The organism is Streptococcus sp. NM (assembly GCF_003390135.1).
GTDB lineage: Bacteria > Bacillota > Bacilli > Lactobacillales > Streptococcaceae > Streptococcus.
Window position 1 is genome coordinate 87,992 of record NZ_QUOS01000002.1, and the last position, 24,216, is coordinate 112,207.

Below are 24,216 nucleotides of genomic sequence, written 5' to 3' on the forward strand. Positions count from 1 at the left end.
GTCCTCCTATTAGAATTTCAATCCGTTTTCACGAGCTGCATCAGCCAAAGCTTTCACACGTCCGTGATATAGATATCCACCGCGGTCGAACACCACTTCTGAAATACCTTTAGCGTTTGCACGTTCTGCAACGAGTTTACCGACAGCAACGGCTTGTTCAGTTTTAGTTCCTTTTGAAACTTCTTTGTCAAGAGTTGAAGCACTTGCGAGCGTTACACCCGCTACGTCATCAATCACTTGAGCGTAGATGCCTGTATTAGAACGGAATACGTTCAAACGTGGGCGATCAGCAGTTCCAGAGAGTTTTCCGCGAACGCGACGGTGGCGTTTTTGGCGGAGTTTGTTTTTATCTGGTTTTGAAATCACAGTTTTCACCTCTTTAGTTTTAAATCGTGTGCTATGCACAAAGTTGGAAAATAGGTTGGTGGTTGATGTTCAACCACTCAACATTATTTACCTGTTTTACCTTCTTTACGGCGAACGAATTCACCAACGTAACGGATACCTTTACCTTTATATGGCTCTGGTGAACGAAGGCTACGTACGTAAGCAGCTGTTTGACCAACTACTTCTTTTGAAATTCCGCTAACAACGATTGTTGTTGGGTTTGGAAGTTCAAAAGTAATTCCTTCTGGAGCTTCAACTTCGTCTGGATGAGATTTACCAACAGCCAAAACAAGTTTAGATCCTTGAAGTTGTGCACGGTAACCAACCCCGCGCATTTCAAGTTCTTTCTTGAATCCTTCTGATACACCAACAACCATGTTGTTCAAAAGGGCACGAGTAGTTCCGTGGATAGTTTTCATTTCTTTTGAATCGTTTGGACGGTGAAGAGTTACTTCAGTACCTTCCACACGGATTTCAATATCTTTTGAGAACTCACGAGTAAGTTCTCCTTTAGGTCCTTTTACAGTTACAACGTTGTCATTGTTAGTGAGTTCAACACCAGCAGGCAACACGATAACTTTATTACCAATACGTGACATGTTTATTTTCTCCTGTTAAATTGTCAGGCCAGAACGGCCAGTTTTCACGGGGTTCAGATACTTATTTAGTTCAAGAGCTGAACTGAACACGCTCTAAGAACTGTGCAAAATAGATAAGTTGGCTTGTTTGTAAACAAACTTCTCCAACTTCCTAATTTTGCTTTGTTCTTTACGAGCTTTGTATCTTGATTTGAGTTCGAGCTAAGAATTTGGTGAAAAAGATAAGTTTGTCTTGAAGCATCGCTCCTGCTACAAACTTCCTATTTTCACTGCATTCTTTTAACGCTCTCACATCATCAATTACCAAACGTAAGCGATAACTTCTCCACCAACATTCTTTTGGCGTGCTTCTTTATCAGTAAGCAAACCTTCAGAAGTTGAAAGGATAGCAATTCCAAGTCCGTTAAGAACTTTTGGAAGGTCTTCACGTTTTTTGTAGACACGAAGTCCTGGTTTAGAAACACGTTTCAAGTTAGTAATAACTTTTTCACCGTTTGGTCCGTATTTAAGGAATACACGGATGATGCCTTGTTTGTCATCTTCGATGATTTCAACGTTTTTTACAAAACCTTCGCGTTTAAGGATTTCAGCAATCCCTTTTTTGATGTTTGATGCAGGTACTTCAAGTACTTCGTGTTTAGCTTGGTTAGCGTTACGAATACGAGTTAGGAAGTCTGCGATTGGGTCAGTCATAACCATTTTATTTTTCTCCTCTTACTAGTAGTTTGCAAGTTGCACTTGCTAGTTAATGATTGAGCTAGGCTCAGAATATATTTCTAGGTTTCAAGTCCTAAGTGAGTCTAGGCATCTGCTTGCAGGCATAACTTGAGTTAGGCAAAAGCAGATAACGACGAATCACGACGGGATTGAAAGCTAGAATTACCAAGATGCTTTTGTTACACCAGGAATTTGTCCTTTGTAAGCTAATTCACGGAAGCAAACACGGCAAAGTTTAAATTTGCGGTAAACTGAATGTGGACGACCACATTTTTCACAACGAGTATAAGCTTGAGTAGAGAACTTCGCTGGACGTTTGTTCTTAGCAATCATTGATTTTTTAGCCATTAGATTTACCTCCTATATTATTTTGCAAAAGGCATTCCAAGGCCTGTAAGCAATGCACGTGACTCTTCGTCAGTGTTAGCAGTTGTTACGATAACGATGTCAAGACCACGAGTTTTGTCAACGTCATCGAAGTTGATTTCTGGGAAGATCAATTGTTCTTTCACACCAAGTGTGTAGTTCCCGCGTCCATCAAATGATTTTGTTGGAACACCGTGGAAGTCACGTACACGTGGAAGTGAAACTGAAACCAATTTATCCAAGAATTCGTACATACGTTCACCACGAAGGGTAACTTTTGCACCGATCGCAACACCTTCACGAAGACGGAAGCCGGCGATTGATTTTTTAGCTTTAGTGATAAGTGGTTTTTGACCTGAGATAAGTGCCAATTCTTCAGCAGCTTTTTCAAGGCTTTTAGCGTTTGATACAGCTTCACCAACACCCATGTTCAAAACGATCTTATCTACTTTAGGCACAGCCATCACTGATGAGTAGTTGAATTGTTCTGTCAAAGCAGGAACTACTTCATTAAGATATTTTTCTTTTAAACGATTTGCCATTATACTTCTCCTTTCCTTCGTGATTAATCAAGCACTTCGCCTGATTTTTTGTTGTAGCGAACTTTTTTACCGTCTACAAATTTGTAACCAACACGACCAGCTACACCATTTTTGTCCAAAACTTGAACGTTTGATACGTGGATAGCTGCTTCTTTCTCGATGATACCACCTTGAGGAAGCTCGTTAGTTGGACGTTGGTGTTTCTTAACGATGTTAACACCTTCAACGATAACTTTGTTTACTTTTGGAAGGGCAGTAAGGACAACAGCTTCTGTTCCCTTATCTTTACCAGCGATTACGCGAACTTTGTCGCCTTTTTTTACAAACATTAGGTTTCTCCTTGATTTTTCTTACGCCCATAAGGGCACCCTAGCTTCAAGCTAGGGGACTAGTTTGTTTCTAAAAATTAAAGTACTTCTGGAGCAAGTGACACGATCTTCATGAAGCCACCTTCACGCAATTCACGTGCAACTGGGCCAAAGATACGTGTTCCGCGAGGAGTTTTGTCTTCACGGATGATAACTGCTGCGTTTTCGTCAAACTTGATGTATGAACCATCAGCACGACGAGCACCTGATTTAGTACGAACGATAACTGCTTTAACAACGTCACCTTTTTTAACCGCACCACCAGGAGTAGCTTGTTTTACAGATGCCACGATAACATCACCGATGTTTGCAAATTTACGTCCTGAACCACCAAGAACTTTGATAGTCAAGATTTCGCGAGCACCGCTGTTGTCTGCGACTTTCAAACGAGTTTCTGTTTGAATCATTTCAGTTTTCTCCTTTCAGGTTTGATTAGATGATGACCGCTTCTTCAACAACTTCTACAAGACGGAAACGTTTTGTAGCTGAAAGCGGACGAGTTTCCATGATACGTACGATATCGCCTTCTTTGGCAACATTGTTTTCATCATGAGCTTTGTATTTTTTAGAGTAGTTAATACGTTTACCATAGACTGGGTGGTTACGTTTTGTTTCAACTACAACTGTGATTGTCTTGTCCATTTTGTCAGATACAACACGTCCAACAAGAACTTTACGATTATTGCGTTCCATTGAAATTTCTCCTTCCCTAGTCTATTATTTCGCTTCAGATTGAACTGTTTTGATACGAGCGATTTGTTTTTTAACTTCTTTCAAGCGAGCTGTTTGTTCCAATTGACCAGTAGCAGCTTGGAAACGAAGTTCAAACAATTCTTTTTTCAATTCGTTTTCGCGCTTCGCGAGTTCTTCTTGAGAAAGACCACGAAGTTCTTTAACAAATTCTTTTACTTCATTAAGTTTCATGCCTTCTCCTTATTCTGCTTCACGTTTTACGAATTTACATTTAACTGGCAATTTGTGGCTAGCAAGACGAAGCGCTTCGCGAGCGATCTCTTCAGATACACCAGCGATTTCGAACATCACTTTACCACGTTTAACTGGTGCTACCCAACCTTCAGGTGCCCCTTTACCAGATCCCATACGCACACCGATAGCTTTAGCAGTGTATGATTTGTGTGGGAAGATTTTAATCCAAACTTTACCACCACGTTTCATGTAACGAGTCATGGCGATACGAGCAGCTTCGATTTGGCGGTTAGTGATCCAGTGGCTAGTTGTAGCTTGAAGACCGTATTCACCGAATGCTACTTCTTTTCCACCTTTTGCTTCACCGCGCATTTTTCCACGGAATTCACGACGGTGTTTAACACGTTTAGGTACTAACATTGGTTATTTACCTCCTTTAGTGTTTTTGCGAGCTGGAAGAACTTCACCACGGTAGATCCATACTTTAACACCAAGTTTACCGTATGTAGTATCTGCTTCTTCCCAAGCGTAATCGATATCTGCACGAAGTGTGTGAAGTGGAACAGTTCCTTCAGAGTATCCTTCAGCACGGGCGATATCTGCACCGTTCAAACGACCTGATACTTGAGTTTTGATTCCTTTAGCTCCAGCACGCATTGCACGTTGGATTGCTTGTTTTTGTGCACGACGGAAAGCAACACGTTGCTCCAATTGACGAGCAATTCCTTCACCTACAAGGTGAGCATCCAAATCAGGTTGTTTGATTTCGATGATGTTGATGTGTACTTGTTTTCCAGTCAATTTGTTAAGTTTTGCACGGAGTGCATCAACGTTAGCACCACCTTTACCGATAACCATACCTGGTTTAGCAGTGTGAAGTGAAACGTTAACTTTGTTTACTGCGCGTTCAATTTCGATAGTTGAAACTGCTGCGTCAGCAAGTTCTTTTTGAACGAATTTACGGATTGCAAGATCTTCATGAAGGTAATCCGCGTATTCTTTTTCAGCATACCATTTGGCATCCCAATCACGGATGATGCCGACACGCATACCAATTGGATGTACTTTTTGACCCACGATTTTACCTCCTTATTTTTCTGCAACAGCTACAGTGATGTGAGCTGTACGTTTGTTAATTGGTGAAGCTGAACCTTTCGCACGTGGACGGAAACGTTTCATAGTTGGTCCTTCGTTTGCGAATGCTTCAGATACTACCAAGTTAGCTTTATCCAAACCAAAGTTGTTTTCAGCGTTAGCTACAGCTGAGTTCAAAACTTTCAAGATGATTTCAGCAGCTTTGTTTGGAGTGAATGTCAAGATTGCGATTGCATCGGCTACGCTTTTACCACGGATGTTATCAAGAACAAGACGTGATTTACGAGGTGAAACACGTACTGTACGAGCCATTGCTTTAGCTGAAGTAATTTCTGCCATTTATGTTCTCCTTATTTTCTACGTGTTTTCTTGTCGTCTGCAGCGTGACCTTTGTAAGTACGAGTTGGTGCAAATTCACCAAGTTTGTGACCTACCATGTCTTCTTGGATGTAAACAGGTACGTGTTTACGACCGTCATAAACTGCAATAGTGTAACCAATGAAACTTGGGAAGATCGTTGAACGACGTGACCAAGTTTTAATAACTTTTTTCTTTTCGTCGTTAGCTTGAGCTTCAACTTTTTTCATCAAATGCTCATCGACGAAAGGTCCTTTTTTAAGACTGCGTCCCATTTTTATATTTTCTCCTTTAAATGTTGTACCACAGCGGCTTGCGCTCACATGGAGCGCTACCGAGCTGGCGGATTTACTAGTTGCTTAAGCGACTAGTTTAATATTATTTCTCGTTGCGACGACGAACGATAAGTTTGTCAGATTTCGCTTTCTTGTTACGAGTTTTAAGACCAAGAGCAGGTTTGCCCCATGGAGTAGATGGTGCTTTACGACCAACTGGTGCTTTACCTTCACCACCACCGTGTGGGTGATCGTTAGGGTTCATTACAGAACCACGAACTGTTGGGCGGATACCTTTCCAACGACTACGTCCTGCTTTACCAAGGTTCACAAGTCCGTGTTGTTCGTTTCCGACAACACCAACTGTAGCACGACAAGTTCCAAGAATCATACGAACTTCACCTGATTGAAGACGAACAAGAACGTATTTACCTTCAGAACCCAATACTTGAGCAGATGCTCCAGCAGCACGTACCAATTCACCACCACGACCTGGTTTCAACTCGATGTTGTGGATCAAAGTACCAACTGGGATGTTAGCAAGTGGAAGAGCATTTCCGACTTTGATATCTGCTTCTGGACCTGAAACGATACGTTGACCAACTTCAAGACCTTTTGGAGCGATGATGTACGCTTTCACACCGTCAGTGTAGTGTACAAGAGCGATGTTTGCAGAACGGTTTGGATCGTACTCGATTGTTTTAACAACTGCTTCAACGTTGTCTTTGTTACGTTTGAAGTCAACCAAACGGTAGAAACGTTTGTGTCCACCACCTTGGTGACGAACTGTGATACGACCGTTGTTGTTACGACCAGCCTTGCTCTTCAATGCAACAAGCAATGATTTTTCAGGAGTGCTTGTTGTGATTTCAGCGAAATCCAAAGAAGTCATATTACGGCGACCGTTTGTTGTTGGTTTATAAACACGAATTCCCACGATATTTCCTCCTTAGATTATTCAGCTTCAGCAGCAAACAACTCGATTGCTTTAGAATCAGCTGTAAGTGTGATGATAGCTTTTTTAGTTTTGTTAGTAAAACCAGTGTAACGTCCAACACGTTTAGCTTTTGGTTTTACGTTGATTGTGTTAACGTTGGCAACTTTAACACCTTCGAAAGCAGCTTCAACAGCTTGCTTGATCAAAAGTTTGTGTGCACGAGTGTCAACTTCAAATACATATTTTCCTGCTTCAAGTTGAGCCATTGAGCTTTCAGTGATTACAGGTTTTTTGATAACATCATACAAATTCATTATGCAAGAACCTCCTCGATTTTAGAGATAGCTGCTTGAGTAACAAGAAGTTTGTCACTATTTGCGATGTCAAGAACACTTGCAGTTGTAGCAGTCGCAACTTTCACGTTTGGAAGGTTACGAGCTGAGAGAGCTGCGAATTCGTTTCCTTCTTCAAGAATAACAAGGACTTTAGAATCGATGCTCAAAGCTGCAAGAACTTTTGCAAATTCAGCAGTTTTTGGAGCTGTAAATTCAAGAGAATCAACGGCTACAAATTTATTTTCAGCAACTTTTTCTGAGTAAACAGATTTAAGCGCAAGGCGACGAACTTTTTGAGGAAGTTTGTACGCATAGCTACGTGGAGTTGGTCCGAAGACGATTCCACCACCACGCCATTGTGGAGAGCGGATAGAACCTTGACGAGCACGTCCAGTTCCTTTTTGACGCCATGGTTTGCGTCCGCCACCTGAAACAGCTGAGCGGTTTTTAACTGCGTGAGTTCCTTGACGAAGGCTAGCACGTTGGCTGATGATCACATCAAACACAACAGATTGGTTTGGTTCGATACCAAAGATTGCATCGTTAAGAACAACTTCGCCCGCTTGTTTACCAGTTTGGTCGAATAATGTTACATTTGCCATTTTGACTGTATTCCCCTTTCCTTATTATTTACCAGCTTTAACTGCTGATTTGATAGTGATAAGAGATTTCTTAGCACCTGGTACGTTACCTTTGATAAGGATAACGTTCTTTTCTGGAACAACTTGTACAACTTCAAGGTTTTGAATTGTTACGCGGTCGCCACCCATACGTCCTGCAAGGTTTTTACCTTTGAATACGCGGTTAGGTGCAACAGGTCCCATAGAACCTGGACGACGGTGGTAACGAGAACCGTGAGCCATTGGTCCACGTGATTGTCCGTGGCGCTTGATAACACCTTGGAAACCTTTACCTTTAGAAGTACCAGTTACGTCAACAACATCTCCAGCTGCGAATGTTTCAACTGTGATTTCAGCACCAACTTCCAAGCCTTCAACGTTTTTGAATTCACGAATGAAGCGCTTAGGAGCCGTGTTAGCTTTCGCTACATGTCCTTTAGCAGGTTTGTTGCTCAATACTTCGCGTTTGTCATCGAAACCAACTTGGATAGCGTTGTATCCGTCTGTTTCAACAGTTTTAACTTGAAGAACAACGTTTGGAGTTGCTTCAATAACTGTTACAGGGATCAATTCGCCAGCTTCAGTGAAGATTTGAGTCATTCCCACTTTTTTCCCTAAGATTCCTTTTGTCATGAGAAAATAGTTCCTTTTCTATATTTTTATTCAAAAAGTTTTTAACGAGCGTTTTTTATGCTCAAGTCTAAGATACAAAGGGCGTCAAACTCAAAGTGAAAATAGGAAACTGACACAGTGTCTAGCAGACACTAGGAAGTTTATCTTTTTTACACCGAGTTTAGCCCGTGTTCAATTATATTGAAACACCAGCCTCTGCTCTTTTATATTTTAGATTAAAGTTTGATTTCTACGTTTACACCACTTGGAAGATCCAATTTCATCAACGCATCAACTGTTTTTTGAGTTGGGTTAACAATATCGATCAAACGTTTGTGTGTACGCATTTCAAATTGTTCGCGAGAGTCTTTGTATTTGTGAGTCGCACGAATGATTGTGTAGAGGCTACGTTCAGTCGGAAGTGGGATTGGACCCGCAACTTGTGCACCTGTACGAGTAGCTGATTCTACGATTTTTGCAGCCGCTGTATCAAGCGTACGGTGTTCGTAAGCTTTCAAACGGATACGGATTTTTTTGTTTGCCATCTTTTTCTCCTTTTCGTCTATTTAAGATAATAGGCTAGCTCCACAAGAAAACCGACGCGGTGTTGCGTGGCAATGCAACCGAGCGTGTCGCAACCTCTTGCATCAAAGCTAAGGCTGTAATTTACAGCACCATAATAGAATAACACAAAGCCCCTTCGATTGCAAGGGATTTGTTGCTGTTTTTTCGTTTTTTTACAATGAAACTGTTTTCCTATTTTTTCTTTTTAAAATTAGGGATTTTCTTCTATATAAGTTAAGTCCTCTTGACATCAAATTTATCTTCTGATTGAGCCACTAGAATGTCCGCCCTTGACTCAGTTTCTTTATAGTATCGCAGATACTGCTCCCGTCTTATCTGATGAGTAGCCAATATAACGGATGCATCGCGATTTCTCACAGTCGTATCTCGAGCTAGGCGCCGCTTTAATTCGGTCTCTTCATCCGTGTAGAAACAGATTGTTCTGTCAAATAGTTCTTTAGGAAGAAAACCAACAGACATCCCTTCGACAATCAGAACCGGTTTCGTTCCAGACAAGACCTCACTAGCCTTCCAAGGCTCTTCAATTGTCAAGACATCCATACCTGCCTGCAATGCGTGAATATCTCTCTGCAAACTTGCCAGTTCATGAGCCACAGGTAAACAAGCGGTCACTTTTTGGTCTGGAGTCTCCTTTGGCACCACTAAATGACGATTTGAAGCAATGTAAGGATCGGTTTCCAATAAGTTTACCTTTGCAGAATCTAGGATTTGGTACAATTCCTGTGCAAAGGTTGATTTACCTGAAGCCCCATGACCATATATACCCAGTGTCCTGATTTTCCCTGTCTCGATCTCTGAGACTAGTTGATCCATTAAGTCGTTTTTCTTCACTCTCTCTTCACCTGTTCATAGCTTTCTTTTCCGTCATTAAGCTTATCCCAAATCACTACTTGCCCATTTTTGAGGGATTTTTGCACATCGATAATTCGTTGATTGGAAGAACCTCGAAACTGGAGCATGAGATTTCTCTTAGTTCGATCATACCGTCCATCAACCAGAATATCAATCAGTGATAAGAGTTCCAGTTTATCTGAGGTCTCCAGCATCATTTCTTCCCAAGTGTATCCCGTCCAGGACCAGATATCCTTATTTGGCAATTCCTTTCGAATGCGCTTAATGAGCGGCAAAAGAATACCCGTATTGAGAAAGGGCTCCCCTCCCAGCAAGGTCAAGCCTTGAACATAAGGTTGAGCGAGATCAGCCATGATCTGTTCTTCTAATTCTGCTGTATAGGGAATGCCAGCATTGAAGGACCAGGTCGCTACATTATAACAACCCTCGCAGTGAAACATGCAACCTGATACATAGAGGGAGTTACGCACACCCTCTCCATCTACAAAGTTGAAGGCCTTGTAATCAATAATCCGCCCTTGACTGAGTTCTTCGCTTTTCCATTCTTGTGGTTTTGGATTATTCATTCGCTACCTCTATCCAATAACGCTCGACTCCATTACGAACATCCTCAAGAAGCCCACCATTTGCTAAAATGACTGCTCTGCTAGCAGGATTATTCACGCTACAGGTCACAAGCGTTCTCTTGATGTTCTTTTCCTTAGCAACTTGCAAGCCCTGACGGAGAGTCTCTTTAGCATAACCTTTGCCTCTTTCTGATGGACGAATGGAGTAGCCAATGTGGCCAGCATAATTCAATAACCCCTCATTCAGTCTCAATCGCAGATTCAAAAAGCCTAGAGCACGACCTACATTATCAAATGATACAAATTGAATAGAAGGAACACGATTTTCAGGCAAGTTTATCCCCATCTCTTTTTGCATATTTGTTTCCAACCACTCTTCATACACAAAGTTCTCTGTATCCCAGAAACCACCGTCGTGAGGCGACTGATATTTTTCAAACTCTGCCATCATCTCTAAAACTGTTACTTTATCTGCTAATCTTGGTCTTCGTAGTTCCATTCTTACCTCCCACTAAGAGAAAAGCGAGAGCTGACTCTCACTTTTATTTTTTCTTATTCTTGTTTAAAAATTGTTCTCTGAGGTTGAGCAAACGTTCTTTCTTACCAGCTCCACCTTTAGAGTGTTTCTCGTGATAACGGGTCACTTGTGCGCGCCCCTTATCGTCTAATTGATATTTTCCCATTTCATTTCTTTCTAATTTGTTACTTGATGGCCAGCTATTTTAATCGTTGAACCATTCATGTGTTTGACACGCGCTGCGATTTCCTTGTGACGGCCGTTAACCATAGGTCTTGCTTGAGGATTGCCAAGATAGCCACAAGTCCGTTTAACAACGTCTACTGTTTTAGGATCCCTATTCCCACAGTTAGGACAAGCAAATCCTCTTTCAGTTGGTTCAAAATCCCCTTCAAAGTCACACTTGTAACAGCGATCGATCGGAGTATTGGTCCCTAGATAACCGACACGGTCATAGGCATAGTCCCAAACAGCTTCCAAGGCCTTTGGATTTTGCTGAAGGACTGGATACTCACAATAATGGATGAAACCACCTGACGCACCTGCTTCCGGATAGACTTTCTCAAAGTCTAATTTTTCAAACGGTGTTGGATTTTTACGAACATCGTAGTGGAAAGAGTTGGTGTAGTACTCCTTGTCTGTAATATCAGGAATAGAACCAAACTTCTCTGTATCTAGTCGGCAGAAACGGTCTGTCAAACTTTCAGATGGTGTTGAGTAGATAGAGAAATGGTAGCCATATTGGTCAGACCACTCTTCTACACGGCGTTTCATATCACGAATGATATCCAGCGTGAATTCCTTGGCTTCTGGATTGTGTTCCCAACTATTTCCAAAGAAGACAGTAGCCACTTCGTACAAACCGATGTAACCCAGCGAAACAGTTGCCCGACGATTCTTAAAGAGCTGGTCAACACTTTCTTCTTTACCTAGACGGTGGCCAAAAGCACCGTATTGATAAAGGATAGGAGCATTGGCTGGTGTCGCTTCCTTGGTCCGTTCGACACGGTAAACCAAAGCATCTTCAGCGATATTCATCCGCTCATTGAAGATTTCCCAGAACTTATTCATGTCGCCCTCAGACTCAAGAGCAATACGAGGCAGGTTAACCGTCACAACACCCAGATTCATACGGCCTGAATTGACTTCTACACCATTTTCATCCTTCCACCCTTGAAGAAACGAACGGCAACCCATAGGAACCTTGAAAGAACCAGTCAATTCGATAATCTTATCGTAAGACAAGACGTCTGGATACATCCGTTTAGTTGCACATTCTAGAGCCAACTGCTTAATGTCATAGTTGGGAGTTCCTTCCTCTAAGTTGAGACCTCGTTTCAGAGTAAAAATGAGTTTAGGAAAGATAGCCGTACGATGTTCCGAACCAAGCCCCTTAATGCGAATGTTTAAAATAGCTTTTTGAATTTCCCGCTCAAAACGATTGGTTCCTAGGCCAAAACCTAGTGAAGTAAAAGGTGTTTGACCATTTGAAGTGAAGAGGGTGTTGATTTCATACTCAAGAGATTGCATGGCATCATAGATGTCTTTTTGCGTTTTCTTCCAGGCATAATCTTCCTGTTTTTCAGGCAAAACCCACTCTTCCGCATCCTTAAAGTGTTTTTGGTAATTCTTCTCTGCATAAGGCGCCAAGACTTCATCGATACGGTCAGCTGAACAACCGCCGTACTGGCTAGAAGCCACGTTGGCGATGATTTGGGAAATCTGAGCTGTCGCAGTCTGGATAGACTTGGGACTTTCTACCTCTGCATTTCCAATCTTAAAACCATTTTCCAACATCCCCTTGAAATCAATCAAACAGCAGTTGGTCATAGGTGTATAGGGGCTGTAGTCCAAATCATGATAGTGGATATCCCCTTTTTGGTGGGCATTGGCTACGTGCTTAGGAAGCATTTGCAGTCCGATTGATTTCCCAACAATACCTGCTGTCAAATCACGCTGAGTGTTAAAGACATCACTATCTTTATTAGCATTCTCATTGACAACGGCCTGGTCTTTGTTGAGAAGTTTATGGATGCTAAAGTTGATATCCGTCGCTTTTGAACGCTCAAAATCCCTCTGTGTACGATAAGTAATATACTCCTCAGCCAATGCATATTCTTTGGCTTCAAGCAGTTCATGTTCTACGATATTTTGAATTTCGTAAATCTTAACCCCCTGTGGAAAGCGACTATGAATTTCTGTGACAATTCGCTCGGTCAGAGCATTTAGGCGCTTTTCGACTAAGGGTGTCACATCCATAACCTTGTCTGCCGCCTTGTGGAGAGCCTTGTCAATCTTGTCCACATCAAATACAACACGTCTCCCATCTCGTTTTTCAACGAAGAGAGTTGGCAAAATTGTAATTTTTTCTTCTAGTGCAATCATATGCATGCTCTTTTCTAAAATGTTCTTTCTAAAAAGTATTATACCACTCTAAAAAGAAAAATCAATATCTTGTGGTAAAAAACCTAATTTTTTTAAAAATCCACAAGATATTGATTTTGTTATTTGATTTTATAGACTTTAAACTCTGAGTAATCAGTCTTTACTTGTTGGTAATTTTCTTTCAAGAGTGTTTCCACTTCAGACCAGAGCGCCACCTTGTCGTTCACCACAACCAACTTAGGTTGATTTTCTTTCAAGTCATGAATCAAGCCGGCTTTATTTTCTTCTGTATTCGTGTAAAGAAGAGGGGATGTGAACATGGATCCAGCCAAACGCTGGCTTTCCTTATACATCTGAACATGTGAATCCCAGATATAGATTTGGTCTCCCTCACTCGTCTCTTGTTTGACTCTGTCTACTACTTGATGTTGTTCCCTATAAGAAGCTGGATGCAAGACAAAACGAGCTACAAAAGGAATAGCAATCAGATAAACCACCACTAGGATCGGTAGGTAGAGATTTCCCTTCATGAATTTTTTCCATAGAGTAGGAACATCTTCTCTTCTCAGACGACGAGCTCCCCTAGCTGAATGTTTCCCACGAATACTGGTCATCAAAAGAAGGAGTAAAAATGGAAGGAGTAGAATCAAACGCGAACCGTGAAGAGGTTCTTGAGAAAAAAGCAACAAGGCTAATACAAATATGAAAGCAAAACTAGCTGGTACGGAAATAACATATAATCTTGATGCCTTTGATTGGAACAATCCTAGAAAAACAAGGAAGAGAGCTCCTAAACCAAAGGTCAACAAACCATAGAATACAACATTATCCATTAGTTGAGGATTGGTAAAGATCTGGAGGGAATCAATCGGATATAAAAGACTTCCTAGAGCCTCTCCAAAACCACCTGAAGCAAGAACATAATATCCTACTGGGTAAAAGATGATAGAAAAGCCAAGTGCTGCTGCAAAAAACTGATAAACTCCATGAGCAAGGCGGCCATGCCCAACATTAAAGACAAATAAACCAATCGTTACTACTGCAATAAAGAAAAGACTTGTAAGAGGCTCTATGAAAAATGATAGGGCCAAGAAAATCCCCAGACGTAGAAATCCCTTGTCATGGTTAGGATTTGATAGATAAGCTGCTATGAACGAAAATCCTGCAAACAGAAATGGCAAAGCTAAAATCGTAGCATATCCTCCTCCAAAACCGAGACCGGATACCAAAATATAAAATATGGTTAAGAGTTGCTTGGCTTGTTCCCTTTGTCCCGTCAGATAGTCGGTTGAAGAAAAGAGGAAATAACCTCCTACTAAGAGGGCTAGCCATTCCACCAAGGCAAAAAGGATGCCTCCTTGGGTGATGTAAAGTAGTAAATAATAAAGTAGACCTTGACCAGCATAGTAGCTACTGTAGAGCTGTCCTCCCTGATGTAAAGCCCACCCAATATACAGATCCTGAGCCTGAGAAGGACTTACCATATCTAAAAATAAAGGTATCACCACAGAAAAAACCGTTGCAATCATACTTCCAATGATGAGTCTGAAAAACGGGAAAGCTACCTGCTCTTCTTTTTCTACATGAGATTCAAAGTTCCTATCCAATCCATTTTCAATTTCATTACTCTGTATCGTTTCGGATACTTCTTCGATTCTGCCATATACAGCCATGTCGTTTCTCCTATTCAATTTATCTGTCTTAGTATATCAAAAAGACCTAGAATTGTCAGCTTGCGATGGCTGTTTGAGTGATTTTTTACATAGTTTCACAAAGGTTTCAATTTCTCTAAATCTGTGTAAATGCGTCTGTTTAAATGACATGATATAATCCAATTCTTTCTGAGTCAGCATCATTCCCCCTCTATCTTTCTATTCGTAAAAGGCAAGAAAAATAGGACTGGGTTGTGTCCTAAGTCCTAGATTTCTTATAAGATTGGGGCAAATAACTGGGCAATTTCCTTAATCAATTTTTGATACCAGCTATTTTTTATCGTATGAGGGAAAATTTCTTGAGATACTGAAAAAATCTCCTCAAAATCTTTTTGAATCTCTGTGATTGATGCCGTTTTATATAGCAAAACTGCATCTTCATAGTGATGAAGCAAACTTCTATAATCTAAATTAATCGTTCCAACTGCAGCAAAGTCCTTGTCCACTAGGATTTGTTTACTGTGGATAAAGCCTGGACTATACTCAAAAATCCTGACTCCTGCTGACAAAAGATCCGGATAGGCTCCTCTTGTTATGAGCTGGATTAATTTTTTATCCGGAATGAAAGGAGTCACGATGCGGACATCAACACCCCTCATGGCTGCATTTTTAATACTCTCAGTTAAATCATAGTCAATAATCAAATAGGGTGTTGTGATATAGACTGAATCAGTAGCCTGATTAATCAAACTTTGATAAACTTTTTTCCCTACTTGAGTACGGAAGATGGGCTTGGGTCCACTACCGTAAGGAATGCAGAGCCCTTGGCCAGAACAAGGCTGATTTTCCAGGTGATACTGGTCAAAATCGCTGATTTCCCCACGATTGATGTACCAAGTCATCAAAAAAAGACGGGTTAGAGCCTTGACACCAGGGCCATCTAAGCGAATCCCACTGTCCTTCCAATAGCCAAAGCGTTCTATATGATTGATGTACTCATCGGCTAAGTTAATGCCTCCTGTATAGGCTACCTGACCATCTATGACAAGGATTTTACGATGGTCCCGATTGTTGTAAGCCACCGTCAAACGAGGAATCACCTTGTTAAACTTATGGGCTTCAATTCCTCGACTACGAAGTTGAATAGTATAGTCTCCAGGCAAAGTCGCCATACAGCCGATATCATCATAGAGCATCTTGACCTCTACACCCTGAGCTGCCTTTTGCTCTAGTATATCTAGTATGCTATTCCACATCAAACCTTCTTCGACAATATAGTACTCTAGAAAGATAAATTTCTCAGCTTTCTTGAGGTCTTCCAACATATGTTGCCACATGCTTTCACCCGAAGAAAAGAATTGTGAATCTGTTCGATCATAGACATCGGCATTGCTATCCATACTTAGCAAAGATTTGATAACTCCGTAAGCCGCCTTATCATCTTCCTTCAATTTCTGGCGGAGAGCTTTACTGTTATCCTCCCGAAAATGCATAGAACCAAGTTTGTCCAACTGCTTGATTTCTTTTTTGGACAATCGCCTTTCACCAAACATCAGATAGAGCAAGGGTCCGATGACAGGAACAAAAGTTACCACTAACCACATTACTTTACTATCAGGTGTCATTGAACGATTGACAATTGCGACAATAGTCGCCATACTCATAAAGATTAAGAGAATAACCCATAGAATAGGAGCCATACGCCCTAAGTAAAGAAAGAGACCAAAAACAAGAGAAAGTTCAAGCAGCATAATCGAAAGACTAAAGCCATACTTGGACATTAATAATTGAAATTTTCTATATTTCATATCCCCTCCTTGATATTTTGATACTCAATGAAAAGCAAAGAGCAAACTAGGAAGCTAGCCGCAGGTTGCTCAAAACACTGTTTTGAGGTTGCAGATGGAAGCTGACGTGGTTTGAAGAGATTTTCGAAGAGTATGAATGCTAAAAACAGGTAATTGATACTAGTATAACTCAGGTATTCGGTAGAAGGCAAGTATTTATAATCATTTTTCTGCGTAAAAACAAAAGAGACTGACAAAACCAGTCTCCTTCTAGTCTATTTTGATAAAACAATGCGATCAGACGCTTCTCTATCCATATCGTCGATAATCATCTGATTTCCATTGATTGCATAAATCTTGACATCATCCCCAATAATCATACGTTGATTAGCGGCATCGAAGCTAACCTGCTTGATTTCTTGATCTCCGTCAGTTTCTACCTGTGTCCAGGTGCCCGTTGTACCAGTTACCACTAAAGTGATACGGTCTCCCTCGTCCTGACCGGTATAGGTTCCATCAATATCAGTTGGTTGAGCCTCAGGAGCATTTTGTGAAGAACTTGTTGCTGCCTGGCTGCTATTTTCTGTAGAAGATGAAGCAGCAGATTGTGATTGCTGAGTTTGTTGTGTTTGCGAGTGAGTTGCTGGTTGTTGAACTTGTTGTGCTCTTTGTGAACAAGCTACTAAAAGACTAAGACTTGCTAGAGAAGCAAGAGAAAGTGTGAATCTTTTTAATTTCATGATAAATTTCCTTTCTGCTACCAATTTACAGAATTTTTTCCCTCTAACTAGTAGTTTCCCTAGTATAACAAGTTCAAAAAAGGAGGTCAATTCATCTGCTCATGGGTCAGCAAGTAGCCCCGTACTTCTGAGATAAAATAGAGAGACCCTGTAACGAACAACAAATCCTGGGCACCTGCTCTTGCTTCAAAATTGCTAATAAATTCTCGGTAAGAAGGAACTATATCGTAACCTGTTACATCTGTTTCATCCAAAGAACCTTGATAGTCAAAGCCGGTCACCTTGAGTTCCACCTGAGACAATTTTTCAGTCAGATAAGCCAACATCCCTTGATAATCCTTCCGTTTCAAGGCTCCAAATAGGATTTGAGGACGATAACCTTCCTGCTCTTTTTCTTTAATAAACTCAACCAAGCGAGCCAAGGCAGGAAGGTTATGAGCACCGTCCAAGTAAATCTGAGGACGAATACGCTCCAAACGCCCAGCCCAATGGGTCTTCTCCAAAGCCTGTCTTACAACCTGTTCATCAACAGCTTCCTTTCCTTCTCTCATAAAGAGAAGAAACGTTTGTAGCGCCAAGGCCGCATTTTCCTGCTGATAAGCTCCTTCCAAGCCTATTTTCAACTGTGAAAGGTTAGCCAAAGAGCTTGAAAAATCCCCATTCAGCATTGAAAAATCCTGACCTGCCTGATAAAGGTCAACAGCTAAAGATTCTGCTTTTTTCTGACAAACAAGCCTAGCTTCTGAAGGCAACTTAGCAATCACTGCCTTTTTACCAGCCTTAAAAATACCAGCTTTCTGCTCTGCAATTGCTGCTATACTGTCACCCAGAGTCTCCTGATGATCAAGTCCGATGGAAGTGATGACAGCAATCTCTCCAGTTACCACATTGGTCGTGTCTAGTAAACCACCAATTCCCACTTCTAGTAAAAGCAAATCCACCGCTTGCTCTCTAAAATAAAGAAAAGCAATCAAGGTCAGCAATTCAAAAAAAGACAACTGGTCATGGGTTTGCAGGAGCGTTTTCTCCATCTCCTTGACCTTATTAGCCAAACGGATGAAGTCTGCATCAGCTATTGGTTGCCCGTTAATGCAGATTCGATCATTGATAGAGACGATATGAGGGGAGGTGAAAGTCGCAACTTTTTTGCCATGCCCCATAAATAACTCCCTCATAAAAGCAATGGTAGATCCTTTCCCATTAGTCCCAGTGACGTGGATAATAGGGTAAGACTTCTCGGGATTTCCTAACAAATCCACCGCTTGCTGCATTCGATCCAAGCCTGATCGAAAATTCAAACCAATCCGACTATGGAGCCATTCTTCTACTTCAAACATACACATCTCCTTGACAAAAGTCCAATCAATTACCGCATCAAAGCATGATGACTAACAAAAAACGAGGCCAGGATTTTCGTCCCAACCTCTTACCTGGTTAGCTAATAACTAGCTACTATAAATGCTAACGTGGAGTAAAAACATCCACTGGATGTGCCTGCGTTTCTAATTTATAGCGCAGGGCTAAAAACGTCCACTGGACGTTCCAACTCTTCCAATTTCTAGGAGTTGGGGTGATACAGTCTCCCAGACTGCCTGCTCTTTCTTTTTTCTAAAAGCAGGGCTAAAAACATCCACTGGATGTGCCTGCGTTTCTAATTTCTAGCGCAGGGCTAAACACGTCCACTGGACGTGTTTACTCCTCCATAAAGCTGTTGAAGACTTCTTCAATCATGTTCCATTCGTCTTCTGAGTCTTCTGGGATTGGTTGCAATTCACCTTCTGTTCCATCTTCGTTTTCGATGAATGAGTAAGCTTGGATTTCAACTTGTCCGTCTTCGTCTTCTTCTGCGTTAACTGGTACTAGAAGAACATAGTTTTTACCAAATTCTTCTTTTCCGTCAATGGTCAAAAGGATTTCAAACAAGGTTTCATTTCCTTGCTCATCTACTAGTGTAATTAATTCACGTTCTTCGTGGTCGTGGTTATGATCGTGTGACATAGCCTCTCCTTTGTATTAAAATTTTCTATCTAAATAATTTTGTAAAATCAGCTGAGCTGCTAACTTATCAATAACTTTCTTGCGCTTATTGCGACTAATATCTGCTTGTTCAATCAACATGCGCTCTGCGGCAACTGTTGTCAAGCGTTCATCTTGATAGTCTACTGGTAAACCAAAAAGCTCTTCTAGCTTTGCTCCGTAGGCTTGACTAGCTTCCACGCGCGGTCCGCTTGTATTGTTCATGTTTTTAGGCAAGCCCACTACAAATCGTTCCACCTTGTAAGTATCAACCAACTCCTTAACGCGGTCAAAACCAAATTGGCCTTGCTCCTCATTGATTTGGATGATTTCAAGTCCTTGAGCTGTAAAACCAAGCGGATCGCTAATGGCCACCCCTACCGTTTTTGAACCGACGTCCAATCCCATAATTCTCATAGGTTATAGATCGACTCCTTGTCCTTTGAGGTAGTAGCGGACCAATTCTTCAACGATTTCATCACGCTCATACTTACGGATTTGATTTCGTGCATTATTATAACGAGGAACGTAGGCAGGGTCTCCACTCAATACGTAACCTACGATTTGGTTAATTGGGTTGTAGCCCTTATCGTTCAAAGAAGCATAGACATCAGTCAAAGTTTCGCTAATTTCTTTTTTATTGGAATCGTCCAATTTAAAACGTACTGTTTCTTCAGTAAATCCCATTCTAACACCCTCTTTCCTTAGAATAGTACCATTATAGCATAATTCCTTACGTTCTACAATTCAGGCAGTCTATTTATTTGGATTTTCTATTGTTCTGTCGCACCATTTGCCAATCTGTCTGAAATATATTTGCTTGGTTCATTTTTCAAGAGATTTTCTAAACCAATGTTCTTCAAATATTCTAACTGAGAAGCCTTCTTGACATCCAAAACTTGAAAATCAAAACTAGTCGTTGTTTGAAGTTCGGTTGCGCTCAATAGTTTGGTTTCAAGCTTAAATCCTGCTAATTTACGAGCTTCTATAATAGCCTCATCCTTCTCCTCTGCCTCGAGAAGAGCTTTTTGAGTTTCTTCCACTCCATGTTGGTCGATATAAGTCTTCAACTCATCAGAAACTGGACGTTTTTGTTGAATCGTTAAGCTCAAAAAAGTCTTGTCCTTGTATGTAATGGTTTGGGTTTGCTGGCTACCATCATCTGACTTGGGCAAGACCAAAGTCTTGGTCACAACTGTATTCTTCTCAGCATTCTCAATAACTGGCAATGCCGACTGAAGCGTATCCTTTTCTGTTTTTGTAGCTGTTCCAGTTTCTTTTTTCTGTCCGCAACCAACCAGGACAAAAAGGAAAGCTAGACTAACAAGAACTATTTTTTTCATTTCTTTCTTCTTTCTTTTTGAAATTAAAATAAGACTGGGAGTTGCTCCCAGCCTTGATGTTTATAGAGCTGCACGCAAACGTGCTTCTGCATTTTCTACATTACGGACAGAGCGTGGTAGGAAGGCACGAATATCGTCTTCCTTATAGCCAACTTGCAGGCGTTTTTCATCCACAAGGATTGGGCTCTTTAAAATTCTCGGTGTTTCCATAATCAGATTGAGGACTTCATTGACACTCAAATCTTCAATATCCACTCCAAGGGCTTTGGCATAGCGATTTTTAGACGAAACGATGCTGGCTATTCCGTTATCTGTTTTTGTCAGAATATCCAGTAATTCTTCTCTCGTAATTCCTTCTTTACCAAGGTTTTGTTCTTTATAACTTAACTGGTGGGCATTGAGCCAGGTTTTTGCTTTTTTACAGCTAGTACAACTTGAGACTGTATAAATTTTAATCATGTACCTACCCCTTTCGCTACATGTTACTATCAGTTTAGTCTATTATACCATAAAAAACATCCGACTTGCGACCTATTTTTAAATTTTTTTGACTTTTTTCGTCATTTTCGTACTTTTTTCTTGACAAAATGAAATTTACAGCCATTCTTGATATTTCTTGATATAGATTTTTTTCACAATTGTCACGCTAATCATATACAAAATAATGATGAAAAGTAAAAAGATGAAATAAATCGGTTTTAAAGGAGTTAGATGAAGTAGGATTGCGAGTGGACTGTAGGGAAGGAAGGTCACAAAGGCTGCAGCCAATAAGGTTGTCACAAGGACTAGCCAAGCTGGACGACTTTGTAAAAAGGGAATTTTAGCTGAACGCAGCATATGGATAACCATGGTCTGTGACCACATGGACTCGATAAACCAACCTGTCTGAAACAAGACAATAAAACCTACGGCAGACTCTGCCCCATGAACATAAGCTTGACCTGTTGTCATGGGTACAATGATAAAATAAAGCAAACTGAAGGTCAAAATATCAAAGGCAGAAGAGATAGGTCCCATCCAAATCATGAAACGTGTGATGGACTTAGCTTCCCAGGTATGCGGATTTCTCAAAAAATCTTTATCCACCTTGTCAAAAGGCAAGGCAATACAAGACAAATCATAGACTAGATTTAGGATAATCAAATGGACTGGTGCCATTGGTAAAAATGGCAAAAAGATTCCAGAGACCAATAGGGATAAGATATTTCCAAAATTAGAACTCACTGTCATTTTGATATATTTAGTCATATTGGCATAGACCTTACGACCTTCAACAAGTCCTTTTTCAAGCACCATGAGATCCTTATCAAGTAGGATAACATCAGCCGTTTCTTTGGCAATATCTACTGCTGTATCAACAGAAATCCCCACATCTGCAACTTTCATAGAAGGAGCATCATTGATCCCATCTCCCATATAGCCTACAGCATGACCATTGGCCTTAAATTGCAAAATAATCCTCGCTTTTTGGTCAGGAGAAAGTTTGGCAAATACTGTTACCTCCTCTACTGCTTGGGCCAATTCTTGATCACTCATCTGATCAATTTCAGATCCTAACAGTATCTGATTGATATCCAAACCAACCTTTTCACAGACTGCTTGAGTAACTTTTTCGTTGTCTCCCGTCAAAATTTTTGTTTGAACTCCATGTTCTAACAGAGCCTTAATTGCTGGTGCTGCAGATGGTTTAGGAGGATCTAGGAAGGCTAAATAACCAGTTAGAATCATATCCCCTTCATCATCAACTGTATAGGCATGGCCTTCCCTCAAACCTGACTTATAGGCCACTCCCAAGACACGCAAACCTTGTTGATTTAGTTGTCTGACTTCTGCTAAAATTTCTTCTCTAATAACATCTGTCAAGGGAGTAATCACTCCTTGGTATTCCGCATAACTGGAAATCGTCAACATTTCCTCTAGGGCACCCTTGGTTACCAAACTAACAACTTCGTGTTCATCCTTAACGATAACACTCATCCGTCTACGTTCAAAATCAAAGGGAAGCTCATCTATTTTTTGAAAAGTTTGAGCCAGATTTTGTAAGAGGGCGTGTTCTTTGGCTTCCTTTTCAGTCCGTTTGATGATGGCTCTGTCCATCAAATTTTTCAAGCCCGTTTGAAAATAAGAATTGAGATAAGCTCGTCTCAAGACGGTCAAATCCAAGCGTCCGTGGATGTCCAAGGGATATTCAAGGACAATTTCGTCTTGGGTTAGAGTTCCTGTCTTATCTGTACACAAAATATCAATCGCCCCTAAGTCCTGTATGGCATTGAGTTTCTTGATAACCACTTTTTCCTTGGCCATAATGATGGAGCCTTTTGCTAGACTGGCCGTGATAATCATAGGAAGCATCTCAGGTGTCAATCCAACACCAACACTCAAAGCAAATACGCCAGCTTCCAGCCAGTCACCATCTGTTAAACCATTGGACAAGAAAACGATGGGCACCATGACCAGCATCAAACGAATCAAGAGCCACGAAATACTATTCATCTCCCTTTCAAACGAAGTAGGCTCATCATAGGTGTTCAAAGTCTGCTCAATGGCCCCCATCATGGTATCATCACCAACTGCTAAAACCACGGCCTTGGCACTACCAGATAAGACATTGGTTCCCATAAAGGCGAGCGCTTCTGCTTCTAGCAGACTATCAGATTGTTGAACTGTTGCCTTGGTCAAGGCCAATTTTTCAACAGAATCACTTTCGCCTGTCAAGCCCGACTGTTGGACAAAGAAATCGCGCGACTCAAATAAAAGAAGATCTGCTGGAATCATGTCTCCAGCGCTTAATTTAACCACGTCACCCACTACCAAATCATCGATAGGTACTTCTTGGATTTCTCCTTGACGAATGACAGTCGCTGTGTTGACAATCATTTTTGATAGATTGGTCGCAGCCTTATCACTACGGAGTTCTTGGACAAAGCGTATGCCACCAGAAATGAGGACTAGGACAACGATGATAATAGAAGTCGTCGGATCCTCTTGACCTGGTTTTGCCAACCAGACATTGGTCACCAAGGAAATCACGGCGATGACCAGTAAGATGATCGTAAAAGGATTGATAATGGATTCGTAAATCTTTTTGAGGATACTGTCTTCTTGACCCTTTGTGATGGTATTTTCGCCATATAGGTCACGATTTTTCTCCACCTGCTCCTCAGTCAATCCTGTTAGACTTGTCTTATAAAAAGATAGAGTTTCGTTTAAAGATGTATGAATAGCTATTGCTAATCTTTCTTTTGTAGTTTTCATTGGTTTCTCCTATCTGTATGAATGATGTGTTTCATACACAGAGACCAATCACTTTATAAGGGCAGAACGACACAAATCAGCGATTGGCTGTGTATGTGCGGTTCCGGATGATCGTCAATTTGCATCGTTTATCTCCTTTCTTTGATTTAAACAGTAGAAAATCCCACCATAAAATGGCAGGATTAAAAAACTAACTATCTGTTTTTCGTTCAAGCTTTAACTCCATAGGGCAATGTAATGAGCTTAGTCTTGGCCTTCGCGACCAGGACTGTTGACCAACGAGTAGTGTCTCCACTGCTTTGCGGTAGTCATCCGTATCCCTATGGTAGCCTCACCTACCGTTTTCGTCTTTCAGTATAAACCTTTAAAATTTAAAAGTCA

At 41.0% G+C, this 24,216-nt stretch carries 33 protein-coding genes and 1 riboswitch; all 33 genes read right to left on the reverse strand.

From position 1 onward, the window contains the following. Nucleotides 1-9: 9 nt before the first annotated feature. The 33 genes from rplR to mgtA all read right to left on the reverse strand — a co-directional run bounded on the left by rplR (nucleotide 10) and on the right by mgtA (nucleotide 23,835). The gene (rplR, locus tag DXN33_RS04895; protein WP_000624044.1) at nucleotides 10-366 is read right to left on the reverse strand and encodes a 50S ribosomal protein L18; all 357 of its coding nucleotides are present in this window, start codon (nucleotides 364-366) and stop codon (nucleotides 10-12) included. Between the two features lie 83 nt (nucleotides 367-449). Further along, on the reverse strand, nucleotides 450-986 hold the full coding sequence (gene rplF, locus DXN33_RS04900) for a 50S ribosomal protein L6 (RefSeq protein ID WP_000086640.1): 537 nt from the start codon (nucleotides 984-986) through the stop codon (nucleotides 450-452). Between the two features lie 300 nt (nucleotides 987-1,286). Then, a complete protein-coding gene (rpsH, locus tag DXN33_RS04905) occupies nucleotides 1,287-1,685 on the reverse strand; it encodes a 30S ribosomal protein S8 (RefSeq protein ID WP_000245504.1) in 399 nt (132 codons plus the stop codon). A gap of 180 nt (nucleotides 1,686-1,865) precedes the next feature. Beyond that, a complete protein-coding gene (locus tag DXN33_RS04910; RefSeq protein ID WP_001085697.1) occupies nucleotides 1,866-2,051 on the reverse strand; it encodes a type Z 30S ribosomal protein S14 in 186 nt (61 codons plus the stop codon). A gap of 17 nt (nucleotides 2,052-2,068) precedes the next feature. Further along, nucleotides 2,069-2,611, reverse strand: a complete 543-nt coding sequence (gene rplE, locus DXN33_RS04915; protein ID WP_000013542.1) for a 50S ribosomal protein L5 — start codon at nucleotides 2,609-2,611, stop codon at nucleotides 2,069-2,071. Between the two features lie 23 nt (nucleotides 2,612-2,634). Further along, a complete protein-coding gene (gene rplX, locus DXN33_RS04920; RefSeq protein ID WP_000497691.1) occupies nucleotides 2,635-2,940 on the reverse strand; it encodes a 50S ribosomal protein L24 in 306 nt (101 codons plus the stop codon). A gap of 77 nt (nucleotides 2,941-3,017) precedes the next feature. Then, nucleotides 3,018-3,386: a 50S ribosomal protein L14 gene (rplN, locus tag DXN33_RS04925; RefSeq protein ID WP_000616545.1), complete on the reverse strand. Its 369-nt coding sequence runs from the start codon at nucleotides 3,384-3,386 to the stop codon at nucleotides 3,018-3,020. Nucleotides 3,387-3,411: 25 nt separating this feature from the next. Then, a complete protein-coding gene (gene rpsQ / locus DXN33_RS04930; RefSeq protein WP_000440801.1) occupies nucleotides 3,412-3,672 on the reverse strand; it encodes a 30S ribosomal protein S17 in 261 nt (86 codons plus the stop codon). A 24-nt stretch (nucleotides 3,673-3,696) separates the two neighbouring features. Then, complete coding sequence (gene rpmC, locus DXN33_RS04935) at nucleotides 3,697-3,903, reverse strand: 50S ribosomal protein L29 (RefSeq protein ID WP_000772918.1); 207 nt, start codon at nucleotides 3,901-3,903, stop codon at nucleotides 3,697-3,699. Nucleotides 3,904-3,912: 9 nt separating this feature from the next. Further along, nucleotides 3,913-4,326, reverse strand: coding sequence for a 50S ribosomal protein L16 (rplP, locus tag DXN33_RS04940; RefSeq protein WP_000960946.1), 414 nt, complete (start codon nucleotides 4,324-4,326; stop codon nucleotides 3,913-3,915). A gap of 3 nt (nucleotides 4,327-4,329) precedes the next feature. Continuing rightward, on the reverse strand, nucleotides 4,330-4,983 hold the full coding sequence (rpsC, locus tag DXN33_RS04945) for a 30S ribosomal protein S3 (RefSeq protein ID WP_000529936.1): 654 nt from the start codon (nucleotides 4,981-4,983) through the stop codon (nucleotides 4,330-4,332). A 12-nt stretch (nucleotides 4,984-4,995) separates the two neighbouring features. Beyond that, on the reverse strand, nucleotides 4,996-5,340 hold the full coding sequence (gene rplV / locus DXN33_RS04950) for a 50S ribosomal protein L22 (protein WP_000818137.1): 345 nt from the start codon (nucleotides 5,338-5,340) through the stop codon (nucleotides 4,996-4,998). Between the two features lie 11 nt (nucleotides 5,341-5,351). Next, a complete protein-coding gene (rpsS, locus tag DXN33_RS04955; RefSeq protein WP_000533766.1) occupies nucleotides 5,352-5,633 on the reverse strand; it encodes a 30S ribosomal protein S19 in 282 nt (93 codons plus the stop codon). A gap of 103 nt (nucleotides 5,634-5,736) precedes the next feature. Continuing rightward, nucleotides 5,737-6,570 carry a 50S ribosomal protein L2 gene (rplB, locus tag DXN33_RS04960; RefSeq protein WP_000512911.1) on the reverse strand — a complete coding sequence of 278 codons (834 nt, stop codon included), beginning with the start codon at nucleotides 6,568-6,570 and terminating at the stop codon, nucleotides 5,737-5,739. Nucleotides 6,571-6,587: 17 nt separating this feature from the next. Then, on the reverse strand, nucleotides 6,588-6,884 hold the full coding sequence (locus DXN33_RS04965; protein ID WP_001055347.1) for a 50S ribosomal protein L23: 297 nt from the start codon (nucleotides 6,882-6,884) through the stop codon (nucleotides 6,588-6,590). Continuing rightward, complete coding sequence (gene rplD / locus DXN33_RS04970; protein WP_000024549.1) at nucleotides 6,884-7,507, reverse strand: 50S ribosomal protein L4; 624 nt, start codon at nucleotides 7,505-7,507, stop codon at nucleotides 6,884-6,886. Before rplD ends, DXN33_RS04965 begins: the two co-directional genes overlap by 1 nt. A gap of 24 nt (nucleotides 7,508-7,531) precedes the next feature. Then, the gene (gene rplC, locus DXN33_RS04975; protein ID WP_000160197.1) at nucleotides 7,532-8,158 is read right to left on the reverse strand and encodes a 50S ribosomal protein L3; all 627 of its coding nucleotides are present in this window, start codon (nucleotides 8,156-8,158) and stop codon (nucleotides 7,532-7,534) included. Nucleotides 8,159-8,373: 215 nt separating this feature from the next. Continuing rightward, complete coding sequence (gene rpsJ / locus DXN33_RS04980) at nucleotides 8,374-8,682, reverse strand: 30S ribosomal protein S10 (RefSeq protein ID WP_001284513.1); 309 nt, start codon at nucleotides 8,680-8,682, stop codon at nucleotides 8,374-8,376. A gap of 253 nt (nucleotides 8,683-8,935) precedes the next feature. Then, on the reverse strand, nucleotides 8,936-9,553 hold the full coding sequence (locus DXN33_RS04985; protein WP_115904519.1) for a uridine kinase: 618 nt from the start codon (nucleotides 9,551-9,553) through the stop codon (nucleotides 8,936-8,938). Continuing rightward, nucleotides 9,550-10,140 (reverse strand): anaerobic ribonucleoside-triphosphate reductase activating protein, encoded by a 591-nt coding sequence (gene nrdG / locus DXN33_RS04990; protein ID WP_115904520.1) that lies wholly within the window; start codon nucleotides 10,138-10,140, stop codon nucleotides 9,550-9,552. The genes DXN33_RS04985 and nrdG overlap by 4 nt, the downstream gene beginning before the upstream one ends. Continuing rightward, nucleotides 10,133-10,639 (reverse strand): GNAT family N-acetyltransferase, encoded by a 507-nt coding sequence (locus DXN33_RS04995; protein WP_115904521.1) that lies wholly within the window; start codon nucleotides 10,637-10,639, stop codon nucleotides 10,133-10,135. The genes nrdG and DXN33_RS04995 overlap by 8 nt, the downstream gene beginning before the upstream one ends. Nucleotides 10,640-10,682: 43 nt before the next feature. Beyond that, nucleotides 10,683-10,823: a hypothetical protein gene (locus DXN33_RS05000; protein WP_000521618.1), complete on the reverse strand. Its 141-nt coding sequence runs from the start codon at nucleotides 10,821-10,823 to the stop codon at nucleotides 10,683-10,685. An 11-nt stretch (nucleotides 10,824-10,834) separates the two neighbouring features. Continuing rightward, nucleotides 10,835-13,042: an anaerobic ribonucleoside-triphosphate reductase gene (gene nrdD / locus DXN33_RS05005; protein WP_181897289.1), complete on the reverse strand. Its 2,208-nt coding sequence runs from the start codon at nucleotides 13,040-13,042 to the stop codon at nucleotides 10,835-10,837. A gap of 119 nt (nucleotides 13,043-13,161) precedes the next feature. Next, nucleotides 13,162-14,715 (reverse strand): damage-inducible protein CinA, encoded by a 1,554-nt coding sequence (locus tag DXN33_RS05010; RefSeq protein ID WP_115904523.1) that lies wholly within the window; start codon nucleotides 14,713-14,715, stop codon nucleotides 13,162-13,164. A 254-nt stretch (nucleotides 14,716-14,969) separates the two neighbouring features. Beyond that, nucleotides 14,970-16,502 carry a cardiolipin synthase gene (gene cls, locus DXN33_RS05020; protein ID WP_115904525.1) on the reverse strand — a complete coding sequence of 511 codons (1,533 nt, stop codon included), beginning with the start codon at nucleotides 16,500-16,502 and terminating at the stop codon, nucleotides 14,970-14,972. 254 nt (nucleotides 16,503-16,756) lie between these two features. Continuing rightward, entirely contained in the window at nucleotides 16,757-17,221 is a 465-nt protein-coding gene (locus tag DXN33_RS05030; RefSeq protein WP_033682416.1) for an SP_0198 family lipoprotein, read from the reverse strand. 86 nt (nucleotides 17,222-17,307) lie between these two features. Beyond that, nucleotides 17,308-18,558: a folylpolyglutamate synthase/dihydrofolate synthase family protein gene (locus DXN33_RS05035; protein WP_020901844.1), complete on the reverse strand. Its 1,251-nt coding sequence runs from the start codon at nucleotides 18,556-18,558 to the stop codon at nucleotides 17,308-17,310. A gap of 355 nt (nucleotides 18,559-18,913) precedes the next feature. Then, a complete protein-coding gene (locus DXN33_RS05040) occupies nucleotides 18,914-19,219 on the reverse strand; it encodes a DUF1292 domain-containing protein (RefSeq protein ID WP_000017620.1) in 306 nt (101 codons plus the stop codon). Between the two features lie 15 nt (nucleotides 19,220-19,234). Continuing rightward, a complete protein-coding gene (ruvX, locus tag DXN33_RS05045; RefSeq protein ID WP_004239076.1) occupies nucleotides 19,235-19,654 on the reverse strand; it encodes a Holliday junction resolvase RuvX in 420 nt (139 codons plus the stop codon). Between the two features lie 3 nt (nucleotides 19,655-19,657). Further along, on the reverse strand, nucleotides 19,658-19,924 hold the full coding sequence (locus DXN33_RS05050) for an IreB family regulatory phosphoprotein (protein WP_000507059.1): 267 nt from the start codon (nucleotides 19,922-19,924) through the stop codon (nucleotides 19,658-19,660). An 86-nt stretch (nucleotides 19,925-20,010) separates the two neighbouring features. Further along, nucleotides 20,011-20,580, reverse strand: a complete 570-nt coding sequence (locus DXN33_RS05055; RefSeq protein ID WP_000725153.1) for an SP0191 family lipoprotein — start codon at nucleotides 20,578-20,580, stop codon at nucleotides 20,011-20,013. Between the two features lie 60 nt (nucleotides 20,581-20,640). Next, complete coding sequence (gene spx / locus DXN33_RS05060; protein WP_000591165.1) at nucleotides 20,641-21,039, reverse strand: transcriptional regulator Spx; 399 nt, start codon at nucleotides 21,037-21,039, stop codon at nucleotides 20,641-20,643. Between the two features lie 135 nt (nucleotides 21,040-21,174). Beyond that, complete coding sequence (gene mgtA / locus DXN33_RS05070; protein WP_049502621.1) at nucleotides 21,175-23,835, reverse strand: magnesium-translocating P-type ATPase; 2,661 nt, start codon at nucleotides 23,833-23,835, stop codon at nucleotides 21,175-21,177. 193 nt (nucleotides 23,836-24,028) lie between these two features. After that, a riboswitch (M-box (ykoK) riboswitch) is annotated at nucleotides 24,029-24,181 on the reverse strand. Between the last annotated feature and the right edge of the window lie 35 nt (nucleotides 24,182-24,216).